We start from the raw sequence: 17,789 nt of genomic DNA, 5'->3' as shown, positions 1-17,789 counted from the left end.
GTTTGACTTGTGGTGAGAACAGGGGTCGATCCGTTATACTGGGCTTTGTGTAATCTTAAGCTTTGTATTGATATTTTACATAACCGCAGTTCGCGAAGCTCTTGGGCTTCTTATACGCAATAGAATGATTTCAGCGCGATGGCAGGGAATTCTTTCGGTCAATCTTTTCGCATTACCACTGCAGGCGAAAGTCACGGTCCTGGAAACGTGGTCATTATCGATGGCGTTCCCGCTGGAATTCCACTCACCGAGGAAGATCTGCTGGCGGATTTGAACCGTCGTAAGCCGGGACAGAGTAAGATTGTCACACAGCGAAAAGAAGATGATCATCCCGAAATTCTGGCCGGTGTGTTTGAGGGTCGTACGACGGGGACAAGCATCGCGATCCTGATTCGCAATCAGGATCAGCGCAGCAAAGATTACTCGAACATCAAAGACCTTTATCGCCCCGGGCATGCGGATTATACCTTCGATGCCAAATACGGTTTTCGTGATTATCGTGGTGGGGGAAGGTCGAGTGCTCGTGAAACGAATGTCCGTGTCGCGGCCGGTGTCGTCGCCAAAAAACTGATTGCTCAGGAGTTTGGTGGCCAAGTCGTCGGTTATGTATCACAAGTCGGTGACATCAAAGCAAATATTGCTGACCCGGCTTCAGTTACTTTGGATCAAGTTGAAAAACTTCCCGACGGATCGGCAAACGTGGTTCGTTGTCCGGACCCAGATATCGCCGCCGAGATGATCAGGTTAATCGAGAAAGTTCGCAAAGAAGGTGACTCCATCGGTGGCGCCGCCGAAATTGTCGCCACGGGTGTTCCAGCCGGACTGGGTGAGCCTGTTTTTGATAAAGTGAAAGCGGATTTCGCGAAAGCATTGTTCAGCCTGCCCGCTGTTTTGGGAGTAGAGTACGGGATTGGTTTCGGTTGTGTGACTTTACGTGGGTCCGAAAACAACGATATATTCACTACCAGTGTAGACGCTGAAAAAGAAGGCGGCATCCAGACCAAGTCCAATAAACATGGCGGAATGCTGGGTGGAATCACCAGCGGCATGCCGATCATATTGAGAGCGGCAGTGAAGCCGACGAGTAGCTTGCCTATCGAACAACCCACGGTCAACCGACAGGGAGAACCGGCCACGATTCAAACACGTGGACGTCACGACCCTTGTCTGCTGCCCCGGTTTATTCCCATGGCGGAAGCGATGATTGCTATCGTGCTCGCGGATCATTGGTTACGTTGGAAGGGCCAACGAAGCGACCAATAGATATAAGGTCGCTGTTTAGTTGGTCGCCAATAATCGCTTTGCCGCTTCTTCTGCATTGTGAATGCAATCGGGGATGCCAACTCCCTCGTAGATATTGCCCGCCAGTTCGAATCCGTTAAGTACGGCTGCCTCTTTCTGGATCGAGGCTATCCGCTCTGTGTGGCCGACATGGTACTGAGGCATCGCTCCTTCGTACCGGCTGATTTCGATGAAGTCAGGTTCATTCTTGAGACCGAAGATATCCTTAATCTCTGCCATCGTGAACTGCTTGATTTCGTCATCTGTCTGCAGCAGCAATTCAGGTTGGAGTGCTCCCCCTACAAACGTACGTAGCAGGATGTGCCCCTCGGGAGCCCGGCCTGCGAATTTGCGGCTGGTGAATGAGATCGCCAGTACCTTGCGGTTCTCGACATAAGGAACGACGAGCCCATTCGCATCCATCGGGTGATCAAAATCGTTCACATTATGTCCGCTAAGGACGAGGGCACAAGAAGCATAATCAATCTGATCAAGAGGTTCAGCCAGACTCGGGGCGAATGAATCAACGAGTCTCGCCGTGACAGGGGCGGGCGTGGTGATCAGCAGGCGGTCGACTTCTGTAACCACAGACTCCGAAGAATGAGCAACATCGAACGTCAAACGATATCCCGGTTCCAGCGGTTCGATTTTGGTCAAGCGGTGCCCTGTCTGGTAATTCGCCTCGAGGTCGACCTTCTCCCGTAACGCGTCGAGTAGCTGTTGGAGACCTCCCTTTAAGGTGACGAACAGACTATATCGCGCACCGGTCGCGGCACGATTGTCGGTGGAATTTTTCGCCTGCCTCCGCATAGCACGAATTAAACTGCCATGCTCCCGTTCCATTTCAATAAACCGGGGAAGCGTGGCGCGGAGAGAGAGTTTTTCTGGATCAGAGGTGTAAATACCTCCCACGAGCGGCTGAATCAGTCTATCGAGTGCTTCCGTTCCCAACCGACGCCGGACAAAGCTGGCCAGGCTTTCATCTTCGTCAATATTCTTGTGTGGCGGGACGAAGTATTCCCATCCCATTCGCAGTTTGGCTTTCCAACTGAGCAGCGGCGTCGCAATCATTGGCCAGATGCGGGCGGGAGCCATCAGGTTGAAACCGAGCGGAACCTCAATCGGTTTCCCTTTCGACAGCACAAAAGCGCGTCGATTCCCTGTCTCTGTTTCGATCAGCTGATCTTCCAGACCAAGTCGTTTACACAAGTCGACTGCCCAGGGTTTGTTGGTGACAAACATGTCCCCTCCCTGCTCGACGAGATACTCACCGACCTTCTCTGTTCCAAGTAATCCCCCATGTCGCGCAGTCGCTTCGTATAGGGTCAGATCAATTGGCCTCCCCTGCTCTGCGGAAATCTCCAGCAGACGATTCGCCGCCGACAGGCCACTAATCCCACCCCCAATCACTGCGACTTTTATTAGGTTATTCTCAGAAGTGGAGATGTTCATTGGTTCGAAATATCTATCTCAGAATTCGTGTCTATCAGAGATCCAAACAAAAAGTAAGTGGGCCTTGGAACCGAATTTTGCAGACAACAGAAGAATGAAGTTCACAGATTTAGGAAAAGGGTTGAAACCACAGATAAACTCAGATGAACACGGATCAATTTCACGAAAAGTAGATCATTGAAGCCTACGTTCAGATTAGTGACTCGTCGAAAGTTTATCATCTGGCCCATTTCGATATCGGAAAGATTATTTATTTATCAGCGGTGCTGAAAGCCTCTGCTGGGTCATGGTCGCTCATCCCGGAGCATTGAGTACCCCCATCGCACTGCCGAGTACGTTATGGGTTTCCTGTTTCAGTAAGAATCAGTGTCTATCTGAGTTCATCTGTGGTTCCAAACAAATGACTAAACAAAAATGAGAGTGGGCCTGTAAGCCGGGTTTTGTCGAGCGTGATCATTTATCTGGGATGCCGGTTGCCCGACACCTCTAGCAACCTACCCGAGACTCAGACGAACCGGACCGCCTCGTGCTCGAGTGAATCGAGCTTGCCTCTGCTTGGTTTTGCTTCTGGTGGGGTTTACCAAGCCAATCCGGTCACCCGGACTGCTGGTGCGCTCTTACCGCACCTTTTCACCCTTACCGACGCAACCGAGGTCGCGCAGGCGGTTTGTTTTCTGTGGCACTTTCCCTATCCTCGCGGACGGTGGGCGTTACCCACCACCATGTCCTGTGAAGCCCGGACTTTCCTCCGCAAGTCTATGAATCATAGACCCGCAGCGATCACACGGCCCACTCTCAGTTTTGATTGTACGTTCCCTGCAGACCCATTTCAGCTTGTAACCTCTTACTAATAAGAGACTTTGGTCAGATTAACTTATGCCAAGCCCTCATTCAGTCGATTGATTCCCACCCTGGCAGGCTGTTACGATCTGAACTTCCCCATTCAAAGTCGAGTATCCAGACAATCTCGAAGAGTTGTCTGGGCTGCAAAGCACCACAAAGCGGTGACCATGGTTCGACAGGAATTGATTCTTCTGTTCCTCACCCCTAAGAGCGTTCAACGCCTTGTGTGCCTACGGCACCCAAACGACGCATGCACAATTGTCTGGACCACCCCTTTCCGTACTTCTCCGTTACAAATGCCATTATGTCTCTCCGACCCTGGTTCCAACTTGTTCGCCTGCCCGCCCTTTTCTCGGCCTGGAGTAACATCTGGCTTGGTTACCTGCTGACGCACGAACACCTGCTGCCAGTAACTTCTGTTTTGTTGTTGATGCTCTCTTCAACGGGGCTCTATCTGGCCGGCATGGCGTTTAACGACTATTTTGATCGTCATATCGATGCAAAAGAACGCCCATTCCGACCGATCCCCAGTGGGGCCATTTGCCCCAAACACGCGTTGGCGCTGTCGGTCATTTTGATGCTGGTCGGATTTGTCGCGGCGTCTTTCGTGAGTTTAAATTCTCTGTATATCGCCTTGGCGATTTCCGCGTCGGTGCTCTTGTATGACGCGGGTGGCAAAGTCTATATCGTCGGACCGATCCTGATGGGGCTCTGTCGATATTTGAATGTCCTGTTGGGGGCAAGTCTCGCGATAAATCTGTGGGAACCGGGGCTGCAGGCGGTTGCCCTGCTTTCGGGATTGTATGTACTCGCTCTGACCTGGTTCGGACGCAATGAGGCAGAAGAAAGTTCGCCTGTCGAGCTGAAAATTGGTACCCTGGCCCTGGGGTTTGTCGCCCTGTTGATGGTGCGAGCGGTATTCTTCTGGTACGTGCCGGCAAATGACCTCGACGATACCGCCGTTGCCCCATTCCCCATTCATCGACTGATCGCCTTTGCAGGATTGATGGCAGTGTTCGTACTGATTGGTCGCAAGATTATCGCGGCGATACGTCAACCCAGTCCCGCCCAGGTTCAACTGGCTATGCGGACATTGCTCACGTCGATCATCTTCTTCGACGCAATTTACATACTCGCATTCCATGGCTGCTACGGGTATGCCATCGCCACCGCCTGCCTGTTTCTCCCCGCCAAGTTGATCGGTCGCCGGTTATATGTGACCTGATCGTTCTCATGGCAAGGGTGGCCCAGACAATTGCGTATACGTTGTCTGGGTTGCGTAGCAACACTAAGCGGTCCCCTATGTTCGACAGGAATCGCTTCCTCAGTGCCTTGCCCGTAAGTGCATTTAACGCCTTGTGTGCCTCCGGCACCCAGACAACGTATGCGCGATTGTCTGGGCCACCCGGTTTGAGTCAGGTATCACCCTTGAAGCGATTTTAAATAGGCGACCAGATCGCGCAGGTCACTCAAAGACATTTTCTTAATCAAGTCTTCTGGCATCGCCGATTTTCCCTGGGCTTTTTCATCAATCTCATCTTTGCTGATCGTGATTTTCGCTCCGTCCACCTTGATGAGCTCAATCGTCTCGTCTGTTTCATTACGGACGATACCGACGTGAATCTTCCCTTCGTCGGTAACGATTACCGCCGATTCGAACCCTTTGGCAATTTTGTTGTCAGGAAAAGCAATCGCTTCGACGAGATAGTCGGGAGTCTTTTCCTTACCAATATTGGTTAGGTTGGGACCGACTTCGCCTCCCTTTTTATCAACAGTGTGACACCGCAGGCAGGAGAGATCATTGCGGTTGTGGAATAAGTTGCGGCCACGTTCAACATCGCCTCCTGCTTGAGCGACGGTATAAGATTTTAAGGGGTGATCGACAAAACTGTCACGAATCGTATTGAAAGTCTGAGACAGTTCCGAAACTGCACCCTTCTCAGATTGAATCGCAGCCTCGGTCGTTTCAGCCACCTCGAGTTCGAGGTAAGGGGGAAGTTCGTGAGACTCCCATTTCTCATTCAATGGTAGCAGCAACTCACTAGCGGCGGTCGAATCTAACTGAGCAATCGCGCGAATGGCTTGCTGTTGTTCGTGATGATTTTCCGATAGCAGTCCCTTCTCAATAAATGGACGGGCTCCCTGCGGGTTACGCTCGGCCAGTAAAGTGAGTGCAACCGTTCGTAAAAGGGGAGACTCAGAAGCTAAGCTCGTTTTTAGCAGTTCCTCTGCTTCACCCTTGTTCAATTCATAGACAGCTTTTAGTGAAGTCACGCGAGCGTCGTCAGTTAACATGGCGTTGCTCACATCGATACGCAGTTCAGGAAGAACTTCCTTCATTTGGTAAGTTGTTGCCAGTTGAACAATATTGTTCCGGATAACGTCTTCGCCTGCCAGTAACGATGATAAATGAGGACGCAGCAATTCAGGAACATAATCGGCGTTCCGTTCCGGTTTAGGGAGCCAGTCTCCATGCACGACATCCACTTCATCGGGAGCAGCCCATTCGTTGAGTGCATCAATCGCCAATGTACGCCATGTTTCATTGAATTCGGAGTCCGCTGCCAACGACATCAGACATTCTGCTGAGGGACGATCTCCCATGATCAGATTGGCATTAATTATGCGTCGTGCCAGGGCGTCGTCAGTTTCGGGAGTGAGTTGAAGTTCTGCCAGCGCCGGCATCGCTTCCAGAATTGGCTCGTCATGAATTGCCCGAGACGCTTCGATAACGATTTTCACTTCTGAGTCGTTCAGAAACTGAGAGATGGATGGAGAGAGTTGTCTTCGCAGAGCGAGCAGGCTGGCCAAGCGGACTGCCGGAGTAGCATGCTTGCCGAGTTGTGACAGTTCGTCCGCAGTGTGACATGTGGTCAGGGACATGACGGCGGCATGTCGCAGAATAGGATCCTGATTGTTGTTTTCAACCAGCATTTTAATGATCGCCGGAGTTGCCTGAGGAAGTTTGAGTTTCGCCAGAGCGAGGGCCGCCATCATTCGGATACGAGGACTCTCATCGATTGTCAGATCAATCAGCCCCTTGAGTGAACCTCCGTCTTCAGCTTCGCCCAGCATCTTTGCTGTCTGAGCGCGTATTTCAGGTTCTTTCGAGTTCAGTCCGGAGCGAATCTGACTGGCTACAATAGCATCTGTGCGAGCAATCTGGCCAAGTCCCCAGGTCGCATGAAGCCTTGATAATAGCGATGCATTTTGATCATTAAAGACCAACAGAAGTGTCTCAATGTCGCCACGACGAGCCAGTTCAAATTGTGCTTTCAAACGGATACGACGGTCAGCGTGATCCAGCAGCTTTTTCAGTTCAGGAGCTTTAATGGCTGCATAGTCGGCGGCAATCCATTCCGATGTCTTGGCGGCAGCGGCGACGGCAGAATGTTTTTCGTCAGTGAATTTGAAAATACGGCCTTTCCCTAAACCGGTCCAACCATCGACCCAGTCCGAAAGATAGATTGATCCGTCATATCCAAAGTCGATATCCGTCGCGAGTACAGACCAGATGAACTGGTGCTCGTCAACCATTTCAAAACTCGCCCCTTTCGGCTTCGTACTGAAGGATCGAACTCCTGAGTTGTTGGGAGTACCCCGGAAGTCACAGAGAAAGAAGTGCCCCTGATATCTTTCACTCAATCCCACTCCAGGGTAAGCGACGAATCCTGAAGGGCCATCGGCGACGTTAACGATCGGCGGAATAATATAGGCGGGTTGTTCCTCGTTCTGCGGATGCCACATCTTCTCCCGGTTCCAGGGGCCGCGATCACTCAGATACTGAAAGTGCATCCGCCAACCGGTGTCGCCACCTTCGACCACATGCACAAATCGAGCCTTGTCACCACTGTCTGAGTTGTTGTCGCACGTAAACAGATTCCCGTAATCATCAAAGGCAAGTTCCTGTGGGTTCCGCAAACCGTAAGCAAAAACTTCCAGGTCCGAACCATCCTTTTCGCAGCGAAAGACCGCTCCAGTTTCGGGGCGAAAGAGATGGTTCCCTTCGGCCGTCATCACATTGTAGCCCCGGTCACCGATACTGAAATAAATTCGGCCGTCCGGTCCCAGGGCGAGCCCATGCAGGTCGTGTCCACGAAAAGCAACACGGATTCCATATCCATCGGAGAGAGCCTTTTGTTCGTCTGCTTTTCCATCTCCGTTGGTGTCTCGCATTTTCCAGACTTTGGGGATGCAGGTGTAATAAACATCGCCATCCCAGGCGAGGACACCTGCACCTGTTCCTTCAACGATATCGTTGAAACCATCGGCGAAGATTACAGACTCATCCGCGAGGCCATCGCCATCGGTATCAGCAATACGGACGATACGATCTTCATCGTGACCGAAAAAGGCGAATTCTTCCGGGGAAAGATGTTTGCGATACATCTCGCGACGTTCTTCGATCGTTTGAAGGGAAAGGTCATCCCTCAACCATTCACTATGGCTACGATTGTCCGTGATCCCTTTGTCCTGCCGGTAAGACTCGGCGATATAAAAGCGGCCTTGTTCGTCGATGCAGAAAGCACAGGGATTCGCCATCAATGGTTCAGAGGCGAATAGTTGCACTTTGAAGCCTTCCGGAATACGAAAGGCTTCCATTGATAGTTCGGCTTCTTTCCGGGATGATTCCACCGAAATTTTGGAAGACTTCAGCGTGTCCGTTTCCGATGGAACTTTAGCCAACAGAGAAACGGAAAAAGTCGTCAATACAACAAGCAGGAGGGCAATCAGCAATCTAGGCATTGGCGTTTAACCACAATAAAAATAATGGGGGGTTGCTAAAAAAGAAGGAGCCGCTGGTAATGAATTCCGTCGGCTCCTTCAAATTATTGTATTACATGTCAGGTGCTAAACGTAACGATTAATGAGGTTCTCAATCCATTCCTGGCGACCGCTCTGATTCGGTTCGAGTGTCCCTTTTTCAAGAACGTAAGACTCCAGGTCACTGAAGCCGACGGTGCCTGCTTCGATCTTTTCGCCGATCCCAGAGTCGAAAGTGCTGTATCGATTGGATACGAAATCAGTCAGCACATGTTCTTCGCGGATTTTAGCAGCGATCTTCAAGCCGCGGGCGAAGGCATCCATACCACCGATGTGGGCATGGAACAAATCGACCGGTTCGAAACTTTCGCGGCGGACTTTCGCATCGAAGTTCACTCCACCTGGGGCGAGGCCACCCTGTTCCATAATGACCAGCATGCACTGCGTTGTCAGGTAGATGTCTGTTGGGAACTGGTCTGTATCCCAGCCTAGTAGTAAGTCACCTGTATTGGCGTCGATACTTCCCAGAGCATCCTGAATGGAGGCGTAGGCAAGCTCATGCATCATCGTATGACCGGCCAACGTAGCGTGGTTCGTCTCGATGTTGAGTTTGACTCGGTCCATCAGATCGTACTGGCGGATGAAGTTCAAACAGGCGGCGGCATCAAAATCGTATTGATGTTTCGTCGGTTCTTTGGGTTTTGGTTCAAACAGGAATGTTCCTTTAAAACCGATTTTATCCGCGTGGTCGGCTGCCATGTGCATGAACCGACCCAGATGATCGAGTTCTCGCTTCATGTCGGTATTGAACAGGTTCATATAACCTTCGCGACCACCCCAGAAAACATAGTTCTGTCCACCGAGGCGATGAGTCACTTCCATCGCTTTTTTGACCTGTGCGGCCGCATGGGCGAAAATGTCCGCATTCGGGCTGGTTGCCGCACCGTGCATGTACCGCGGATGGGAAAACAGATTGGCTGTGCCCCACAGCAGTTCGATACCAGTTCGCTTCTGTGCTTCCAATAACTTGTCGGCGATTTTATCGAAGACGTCGTTACTCTCTTTTAACGTATCCCGTTCGGGAGAGACGTCGCGGTCGTGAAAACAGTAGAACGGAGCGCCCAGCTTTTCCATGAACTCAAAGGCAACGTCGACACGCTTGAGCGCGTTTTCTGTCGAATCGGTTCCGTCATCCCAGGGCCGATCCAATGTAGGTGCGCCGAAGGGATCGGCACCGGTGCCACGGAAGGTGTGCCAGTAACAAACGCTGAACCGCAGCCATTCCCGCATGGTTTTTCCGGCGACGGTTTCGTCCGGGTTGTAATGTTTGAATGCGAAATCGTTGCGGCTATCCGCCCCTTCGTATTTGATAGTTGGAACTTCGGGGAAGTATTCCATGAGCGATCGATCCCTTAATGGATTTATTAGAGAGTAGTGGATGAAGTTGGAAAGATGGCAGTCGTCGTTCGGAGTATCTTAACTCAACGGTTATCTGAGATGCCAGTTTCCTCACGCAACAGCCTGGGTCGTAGTTCGATTATCGTTGAACGCGACCACTAGCGGCGCCACCCATGAGCGCTTCGATTTCCTGTCGAGTCGCGTAGTTGAAATCGCCTTTGATCGAATGTTTCAAACAACTTGCTGCCGTAGCATACCGAATGGCTGTTTGTGGATCGGAAAGTTCAGGCGTATTCAGTGCGACTACAAGTCCGCCTGCAAACGAATCGCCAGCACCAACGCGATCAATGATGTTTTTGATCTCGTATGGGCTGTACTTGCCGGAAGAGTCTTCCGGAGCGAAGTAAGCGTGGTCCGATGCAACATCAAACAGCATCGCTCCCCAGTTGTTGTGCGTCGCAGAATAACTTTCTCGTAAAGTGATCGCCACCTTTTTGACATTGGGGAATTGTTTGACAACCTCGCGTGCGACTTCTTCGTACCCGGCGATATTTAGTTCACCCGCTTCGATGTCAGTTTCACTGGCGCTAATGCCGAGGGAACGATCAGCGTCTTCTTCATTGGCAATAACGACGTCGATGTAAGGCATCATTTCCTTCATCGTTCTACGAGCGAGATCAATCTGGGATGTCCCCTCTTCCCACTTCCAGAGTTTTCCACGGTAGTTCAAATCGCAAGAGACGGTAATGCCGCGCTCTTTGGCCTGTTTAACAGACTCAAGTGCCGATGCGGCTGCTTGTTTACTGATGGCCGGGGTGATTCCGGTGATATGAAACCAAGTGGCGCCGTCGAATGCTTTATGCCAATGGAAGAAATCGGATTCAACCATGGAAATCGAACTGAATTCCCGGTCGTAAGTAACGGTACCCCCACGTTGATTGGCACCCGTTTCGACGAAGTAGATACCAAAACGGCCCACTGGCGACCGTTGTACCAGACTGTCGTCCACTCCCAGCTTACGCATATCCTGAAGAAGTGAGTCGGTAATCACGTTATCTGGAAGCGCGGTCAGATAGGCAGAACTTCCACCCTGAAAAGCAACTGAGATCGCGACATTTAATTCGCCTCCCCCAAAAGTCGCATCGAGACGTCCCGGGATCGATTGCCGCATGCGTAGAAAATCTTCGGAAGCCAAACGTAGCATGACTTCCCCGAAGGTGACGATTCTCAAGGTTTTTACCTCATTGTGATGTATTTAGGAGCTTCTGCTCCGCTGCCAATAAAGAAACAAGACTTAGAAAGTCGATTTTAATCTAACTCTACGTCATTCTTGGCAGATTTTACATATCTCGATGTATTGCCAGAGAATGCCTTACGTATAAAGGTTTATAGTTTGCCAAATTCGGAACAGAATCGCAAATAGGTGTGCCATCAAGATGACATAGGATCAGTTAAGCTACAAATCCTCAGCTTCAGGGAGTCTCTTCGCTGTCTGCTTACGGGGATTTCAGGCGAGTGTGACTGTTTCTCCGTCATGTCGGCGAAGTGACTCTCTTTTTTAACCTCTTTTCTTTATGCAGGTATTCATCTTATAATTGGATGAAAAGATAGTCCTGACTTTGCCAGGTAAGAATTGCAGCAGAAGTTCACCTCGAGTTGACAGCACTGGAAAATCGTCTTTCGCCTTTCAAATAAGTTCAGTAATGCGGAGTTCTCCGATGTCTCTCGATTACAATCCAAATATAGATCTCTGCTGTTCGCACTGTTTTTACGAATACCAGATTAACAATCATAATGTGTCTGCACCTCGTCTTTTGGCGCTCCAGTTACAAATGGATAAACTGGGCACAGAGTTGGAATGCCCGCGCTGTAAAGGCTACTTCTTGGCGACGCATCCTGCTAAACCCGACTTTGCCAACAAACCGCACTTTCGACTGATGGAGCAACCAGTGACGAGTGCTGTTCTCTACCGGTAATCGATCGCGGATTCACATCAGCATCATCTACGGTTCGGTTCAGTCGAGGGCGATCTCTGCGCGAGATAACGCTGGTCCTGAACATTGCGGTCGAGAATGATCCTGGTGGATTCATCTCTTTTGGTGGGCGAAGAAAACTCGCTCGGCTGTTTTTCCTAATAGCCATTCCCGATCAGAAGCGGATAGAAAATCGAGCCCTCGTTCCACCAGTTCCAGCGATGCTTTGTAGGTATGCGGTTGAACTGCTTGAAATGGACAGTCCGTCGCCCACATTAATCGCTCCGGACCAAAGGCTTGGTATAGCTGTTTGATTAACGGGCTCAAGTCCCGATAGGGAGCTTCTTTTTTACCGAGGGCATAAAACGCGGAAACTTTCACCGTTACGTGTGGGTGACGAGCCATAGCGCAGAGCTGATTCACCTCAGTCTCACGAATGTTGCCATCGACTCCAATCCTCGCCATGTGATCGATCACCACGGGCGTATCCGGAAAATCTCGACACATGCGGTCGAGCGCGACCAGATGGACAGCGTCGATCAGGCAGCACATGTTAAGTTTCTCTTCGGCACCGGTTTGAAACATGGTGTGCATAGCTTCGGAGCTGAGCCAGGAATCTTCAGTCTGGTTTTTAGGAAAGATCCGAAACCCAGTGACCCCGAGTCCTTGCTGCTTTCGCATTTCCATGTCAACGCGACCCGTATCCTGATCGATGACGGCCACACCGGCGAATTTGCCAGGGTGTTTCCGAATGGAGTCGAGCATGTAACTGTTGTCGTAGCCATAGAACGACATTTGGATCAACACGGTTTTATCGACGTTCGATCCGTGCATGTGCTCGAGTAGCTCTTCCGTCGTAAAACTCGCCGGGTCCATATTGGCTTTCCGCCATCCAGGGGCCAACGGATAAGCCATCGTATCGGGAGTCCAGACATGACTATGGGCATCAATTCTGACCATGATTCGCTCCGACTATCATTCGATTTCAGTTCAAAAAGTCACCCCTCCGTGGAAATTTCTCCGTCTCGAATCGCTTAACCTTCGTTCTTGCCAAAGTACTTTCGGATCAGAGCTTCATCAGGGGCGGGGAATAATTTTCCGACGATTAGACCTCCAACAAACGAAGCTACCATCGAAGTAATGATGGGGTCAAATCCGAAGACTTTGTATGGTGAAAGAAATTCGCCGTTAAACATTAAGCCTAAGATATGGCAGAGGAAGTGTACTCCCAAACCAATTGCCATGCTGGCGAAGATGGTTTGCTTGTTACATTTCGGCCAGAAAATCGCATATACGACGGGGGCGAGGAAACAGGTTGCCAGGCCTCCACCGGTGTAGACAATAATGTCCTGCAGAAATTGCGGGGGATCGATTGCGAAGAACATGGCAATCAATCCTATAATAAATGTGCTGGTGAAACTGACCCGTTTGATCGTTTTGTCACTGGCTTCGGGATTGATATTCCGCTGATAGATGTCACGAACAATTGCCGAGGACATCATCAACAGGAAACTGTCGATCGTCGACATCACCGCAGCAAACGGAGCAGCGACCAGAACACCTGCCAGCCAGGGAACGTTGGCATTCTGTGTGAGTAGAACGGTCATGGCGGGCATGATCCGGTCAGATTCTGCTTCCATCCCCGGCATCAGCACACGGGCACAGCAGAAGATAATCACAAGTGGGAAGTAGATCATTGTGAAGTAGATCGCCACTGTCGTGATTGACTTTTTCAGCGTCATCGAACTGTTGAATGCCATCAGGCGAACCATGTTCGAGGGCTGCCCTGCACCGCTGAATGCCCAATAGACGAAGAACGATACGGCTACCGCTATTGGCAGAAAACCCTTGTTACTGGATGGGTCAGCCCCCGGTGCGGAGACATAAGTGCCTCGCAACGGTTTTCCATCTTCGGTAACCGGGTAGAAATCTTCAACTTCACCCGCTTCGTTCGTTGTCTGAAAATCAGTCGGGTTGAACGTCGCAGAAGTTATCGTGAAAAAGTCGGGATCCTCCTGGTGGTTTTCATAGATACGCTCAATTTCGTGAGGGGTCATAATTTTAAGCACTTGAACAGTACTTGGTTTTCCCTCAAGCAGAGTTTCCCCCGTCGATTCTCCTGCGGAAATATCAATTCGTGCCTTCAAGCGGTAGATGTTATGAGCCGGTTGGCCTTCTTCCGCATTTTCAATCGCTTCGACTAACCAATGTTTACTGTTTAACGAAAGGTTTTGGTCTGTCGGTTCCGTGAGCGAAAATTGAAGATCGCCCGTTCGGGGAGGAACCATTTGTGCCATGTCTCTGGTTGCATTTCCCAGTCCGCCAACCTGGTAGATGGCGAGCGGCAACATGATCATAACCCCAAAGACCATGACGATACCCTGCATGACGTCCGTCCAGACGACCGCATGGAAACCACCGTAAGTCGTGTAGAAAATGACGGCTAATCCGAACACGAGCAGGCAGAGCAGGTACTCGCCGCCCATACTGGTAGCAAGAAATGGAATCGTGGAGGTCCAAGCTTCCAGGCTCAAACCGGCATTCCGAAAGAGGTCCACATCAGCCAGCAAGGTCTTCAGGATTACGCTGCCCGCTTTGAACTGAGCAACCAGATTGAAAATCATGAAGAAGAGAATGATCAATACGGTGAACAGACCCAATCCACGACTATGAAAGCGATCGCGCATCACGTCGGGGATCGTGATCGCGCCCGAAATTCGTGCGACCTGGTTCAGGCGTTTTCCAAGCCAGCCCATCGTGCAGATGGGGACCACCATGTAACTGGCAATCCAGAGCCCCAATACCCAACCGTAGGTATAGATGAGTGACGGGAACCCGGTGAAACTACCGCCAGAAGCACTGGTTGCTGCAAAAGTCAGCGCGAAGGCCCAGACACCCAAACTGCGACTTCCGAGGAAGTATTCACTCATAAAGCCTTTGGACTTCAACAGCTTGTTTGAAAAGATCGCCAGACCAAAGACGGCAAGTGTATAAATCAGGAATACGATTAACATGGAGTTCATGCTTCACCTCCTTTTCCGTCGGCAGCATGCATCTCCGCAATCTCCTCCGCAAGGTCGGCACCTTCTTCGGCCTCTCCGAGTGGATCGTCTTTCATGTAAAACGTCGCGAATAGGATGGTTACGATATCCGCCACCAGCCAGGGAAGTCCTACCCCCATAACGATCCATCTCGGCATTCCCAGGATCAACTCAAGGTTGTCCGGGTCGACCGAATCACGGTAGCCGTTGAAGTAACAGTAAGGGACTGTCCAAAGAAAAAAGAAGATCCAGACGAACAGAATAACGATCGCCTCTTTTCTTGCGTTCAGGAACACGGGGTCATATTCATATTTCCCCAACAGTTTTTGTTCTGGCATTATCTTACTCTTCTTCCGGCAGAGAGCAGGCGTCTCGACGGATGGATCTTCTGATGAGCGTTCACGATAGAAGGCATCCGATCCGGAGACATTTTTGAATTGGAGTGATCAGGCAGGAATGGAAGGACATGGTCCGGACGATCTGGATCCACTTCCGCAGCGGCTCGATTACAAGAGAGGCAATCGAACCTGAGCAGAGGGGGGAGGGTGTCTGAACGTCCGGTTAAATCCCGAAGAAGATTCTAAACGGAATTCGAACCCATTTGAAAGCGTCTCCGTACCAGATTCCGGTACTAGGACGCAGGAATGATCTGGCAGTGATCATTTTTCAGGCAAAATGATCGAAGAATGGGCAGACTGGGCACGGATTCGGCCCAGTGCAACAGGGAGATGAGCCTTCGGCATCCATTGAATCCGGAGATTGATCGCAGAAATGGACTGCCGAGAAAAGTCGGTCCATTTAATTCGCCGTTCCGCGTTCTTCTTGAGCCAGATATTCGATGACGTTGGACACAAGAGTGCGTACATGATTATCAACGAGCGAATAGTAACTGAACTTTCCGGACCGACGGACCGAGACGATATTGTCTTTTCTCAATAATTTCAGACGTTGAGAAACAGCCGGCAAGCTGTCTTCCAGCAGCGAGGCAATATCAGAGACACACATTTCTTTCTGAGCCAGCAATGACAGAATCTGAAATCGGATCGGATCGCCCAATGCGCGGAAAATATCGGCCGCCTTCTGGCATTCCTGTCGAGAAAGCAGGGCTCCGTCAATTTCATCAGGAGATTCCTGGTCACCAACAAGGCAAGGCAAGTCTTTTGAAGAAATCATAATGATTAATGAATAAACGTCGTTCCTCCGGAGCACCCCTCTGAACTGGTTCCCTGGGATGGGGACCAAGCGGAATATTGTCTACCAATACAGGTCAATTAAATAGATCCTTGGATAGACCGAATCCGCTTTGCTCTGTGGCACCGCACGCTGACGTTTCCTGAAGTAACTTAGAAAAATAGAGATAAAAACAGCTCGCCTCTTTCCCAACGTGGGAATAGAGACCACCTCTAGTGGAAGAAAATAAAGTTCTTCGCGTGGAGGATGTCGTATATCGGGTATTAAAAAGGAGATATTAATCGTGAGGGCGAGTCGCGAGATAAAATGAGAAATCCACCAGCAAACTGTTGGGAGACAGGTGAAAACAGAGGCGTTCGTCCTCGGGCCGAAGGAACGTAAAGCGAAGGGGGATAACAATTTAAACCCAATCCAAGTCGAAAAGTTCTGTTAACTTTGATTCAAGGAACAGAGTTTCTTTTATTTTCCGAAACATCGGAGTATGGAGTGGGATCTTGCATCCGGATTGAAATGCTGCTTTGAAGCACCTGCGGCCAAGTGGGGCGTTTAAAAACGGCGGTGAAGACAGGCTTCTCCGTCGGATTTATGAAAAGTCCCAGATTTGTTACGCGAAGCAACTGCAGCTGTATCTCTCTGAATTCGAAATTCTGCTAACTTTTTCCTCTTTTTTTTGGGATCGCTTCTCTGTAGTGTTGGGACAATTCACGGCTTTCCGGAACATAGGCCCCATTTTGACAAGCAGATAGTGGCGAATTCGCCCTGTTTTCGGGCGATTCCGTTGAAACCGTTCTTTTCAGAGCTTCGCGATTTTCAGGTCAAGAAGCGGCTATCTGTTACCTGGACTGGGATTCCATGCTTCTGATTCTGTTTATTTATTGTGCGGTGATTGTTCTCAGTTCGCTGATGGGCGGTGCATTACCTCAATTGGTGCGACTCACACATACCCGCATGCAGATGACCACCAGCCTCGTTGGCGGCCTGATGCTGGGGATTGCGCTGTTTCACCTGCTCCCGCATGGTGTTTATGAACTGGACAGCCTCGACCGCGGTATCTGGTGGATGGTGATGGGATTGATCACCACCTTCTTTCTGTTACGGATGTTTCACTTTCACAATCATGGTATCGCCGAGGTTGATCATGTTGGTTATGACCTGCAAACCGACTGCGATCATGAACACGATCATGACCACGACCTGAAAGCAGCAATTTCTCCCGGGCCAGTTGCCACTGAAGCGTGCGAAAAACACCCGCATCGATTGAGTTGGATGGGCGTTTTTATCGGCCTCTCCGTCCATACTCTGATTGATGGATTGGCTCTTGGTGCCAGCGTTCAGGCGAGTGCTGCCCATGGCGAATCGACTATAGGACTGTATGGTCTGGGGACTTTTCTGGCGATTGTCCTGCACAAACCGCTGGATGCCGTTTCCATCACGAGTCTGATGTCCTCTGCGGGATGGTCGAAATCATCACAGCAGAAGGTGAATCTCGCTTATGCCATGATTTGTCCCCTGGGAGCATTTCTCTTCGTGCTTGGGATCAATCAGCTTGGGGACCAGTCGCAAGTGGTCATTGGATGTGCGCTCGCCTTCTCGGCCGGTGTTTTTCTCTCGATCGCACTCTCTGACTTACTTCCTGAACTCGAATTCCATGCGCACGACCGGGCGACCTTGTCGGCGGCGTTGATCGTTGGTCTGGCCCTGGCCTACGGTTTGATTTATCTAGAGCCCACACACCAGAGAAATCAGAACCTGCCGCTAAACCAGATAGAAGCCCCTGCTGAAACAACCCCCTGAATTTTGAAACCCTGAAAACCGACCCTGAAAACCAGACCCTAAAAAATAAACC

At 50.5% G+C, this 17,789-nt stretch carries 12 protein-coding genes and 1 other RNA gene; 4 read left to right on the top strand and 9 right to left on the bottom strand.

Features of this window, described 5'->3' with window-relative positions:
- Positions 1-138 precede the first annotated feature (138 nt).
- Complete coding sequence (gene aroC / locus Pla110_RS17805) at positions 139-1,263, top strand: chorismate synthase (protein ID WP_144997700.1); 1,125 nt, start codon at positions 139-141, stop codon at positions 1,261-1,263.
- A 15-nt stretch (positions 1,264-1,278) separates the two neighbouring features.
- Here aroC and hemG read toward each other — a convergent pair whose 3' ends face one another.
- Positions 1,279-2,733 (bottom strand): protoporphyrinogen oxidase, encoded by a 1,455-nt coding sequence (gene hemG, locus Pla110_RS17800; RefSeq protein ID WP_144997698.1) that lies wholly within the window; start codon positions 2,731-2,733, stop codon positions 1,279-1,281.
- A 413-nt stretch (positions 2,734-3,146) separates the two neighbouring features.
- Positions 3,147-3,529: RNase P RNA component class A (gene rnpB, locus Pla110_RS17795), an RNA gene on the bottom strand.
- 351 nt (positions 3,530-3,880) lie between these two features.
- On the opposite strand from rnpB, the gene Pla110_RS17790 reads away from it, so the two are divergent.
- The gene (locus tag Pla110_RS17790; protein WP_197440264.1) at positions 3,881-4,801 is read left to right on the top strand and encodes a UbiA family prenyltransferase; all 921 of its coding nucleotides are present in this window, start codon (positions 3,881-3,883) and stop codon (positions 4,799-4,801) included.
- A 197-nt stretch (positions 4,802-4,998) separates the two neighbouring features.
- On the opposite strand, the gene Pla110_RS17785 is transcribed toward Pla110_RS17790, so the two are convergent.
- From Pla110_RS17785 to Pla110_RS17775, 3 genes are all read right to left on the bottom strand, one after another.
- The gene (locus tag Pla110_RS17785) at positions 4,999-8,322 is read right to left on the bottom strand and encodes a PVC-type heme-binding CxxCH protein (RefSeq protein WP_144997695.1); all 3,324 of its coding nucleotides are present in this window, start codon (positions 8,320-8,322) and stop codon (positions 4,999-5,001) included.
- A gap of 105 nt (positions 8,323-8,427) precedes the next feature.
- Complete coding sequence (gene xylA, locus Pla110_RS17780; protein ID WP_144997693.1) at positions 8,428-9,738, bottom strand: xylose isomerase; 1,311 nt, start codon at positions 9,736-9,738, stop codon at positions 8,428-8,430.
- A 139-nt stretch (positions 9,739-9,877) separates the two neighbouring features.
- Positions 9,878-10,969, bottom strand: a complete 1,092-nt coding sequence (locus Pla110_RS17775; protein ID WP_197440263.1) for a sugar kinase — start codon at positions 10,967-10,969, stop codon at positions 9,878-9,880.
- Between the two features lie 487 nt (positions 10,970-11,456).
- Here Pla110_RS17775 and Pla110_RS17770 point away from each other — a divergent pair, with 487 nt between their 5' ends.
- The gene (locus Pla110_RS17770; RefSeq protein WP_144997691.1) at positions 11,457-11,714 is read left to right on the top strand and encodes a hypothetical protein; all 258 of its coding nucleotides are present in this window, start codon (positions 11,457-11,459) and stop codon (positions 11,712-11,714) included.
- A 111-nt stretch (positions 11,715-11,825) separates the two neighbouring features.
- On the opposite strand, the gene Pla110_RS17765 is transcribed toward Pla110_RS17770, so the two are convergent.
- From Pla110_RS17765 to Pla110_RS17750, 4 genes are all read right to left on the bottom strand, one after another.
- A complete protein-coding gene (locus tag Pla110_RS17765; RefSeq protein WP_144997689.1) occupies positions 11,826-12,671 on the bottom strand; it encodes an amidohydrolase family protein in 846 nt (281 codons plus the stop codon).
- A gap of 74 nt (positions 12,672-12,745) precedes the next feature.
- Positions 12,746-14,734: a sodium:solute symporter family transporter gene (locus Pla110_RS17760; protein WP_144997687.1), complete on the bottom strand. Its 1,989-nt coding sequence runs from the start codon at positions 14,732-14,734 to the stop codon at positions 12,746-12,748.
- A complete protein-coding gene (locus Pla110_RS17755; protein WP_144997685.1) occupies positions 14,731-15,090 on the bottom strand; it encodes a DUF997 family protein in 360 nt (119 codons plus the stop codon). Before Pla110_RS17755 ends, Pla110_RS17760 begins: the two co-directional genes overlap by 4 nt.
- Before the next feature lie 460 nt (positions 15,091-15,550).
- Entirely contained in the window at positions 15,551-15,925 is a 375-nt protein-coding gene (locus Pla110_RS17750) for an ArsR/SmtB family transcription factor (RefSeq protein ID WP_144997683.1), read from the bottom strand.
- An 870-nt stretch (positions 15,926-16,795) separates the two neighbouring features.
- Between Pla110_RS17750 and Pla110_RS17745 the strand changes: the two genes are divergently transcribed.
- Positions 16,796-17,737 (top strand): ZIP family metal transporter, encoded by a 942-nt coding sequence (locus tag Pla110_RS17745; protein WP_144997681.1) that lies wholly within the window; start codon positions 16,796-16,798, stop codon positions 17,735-17,737.
- Positions 17,738-17,789: the final 52 nt, after the last annotated feature.

The sequence above is a fragment of the Polystyrenella longa genome, assembly GCF_007750395.1.
GTDB lineage: Bacteria > Planctomycetota > Planctomycetia > Planctomycetales > Planctomycetaceae > Polystyrenella > Polystyrenella longa.
This window is presented reverse-complemented; position numbering and strand designations above follow the sequence as displayed.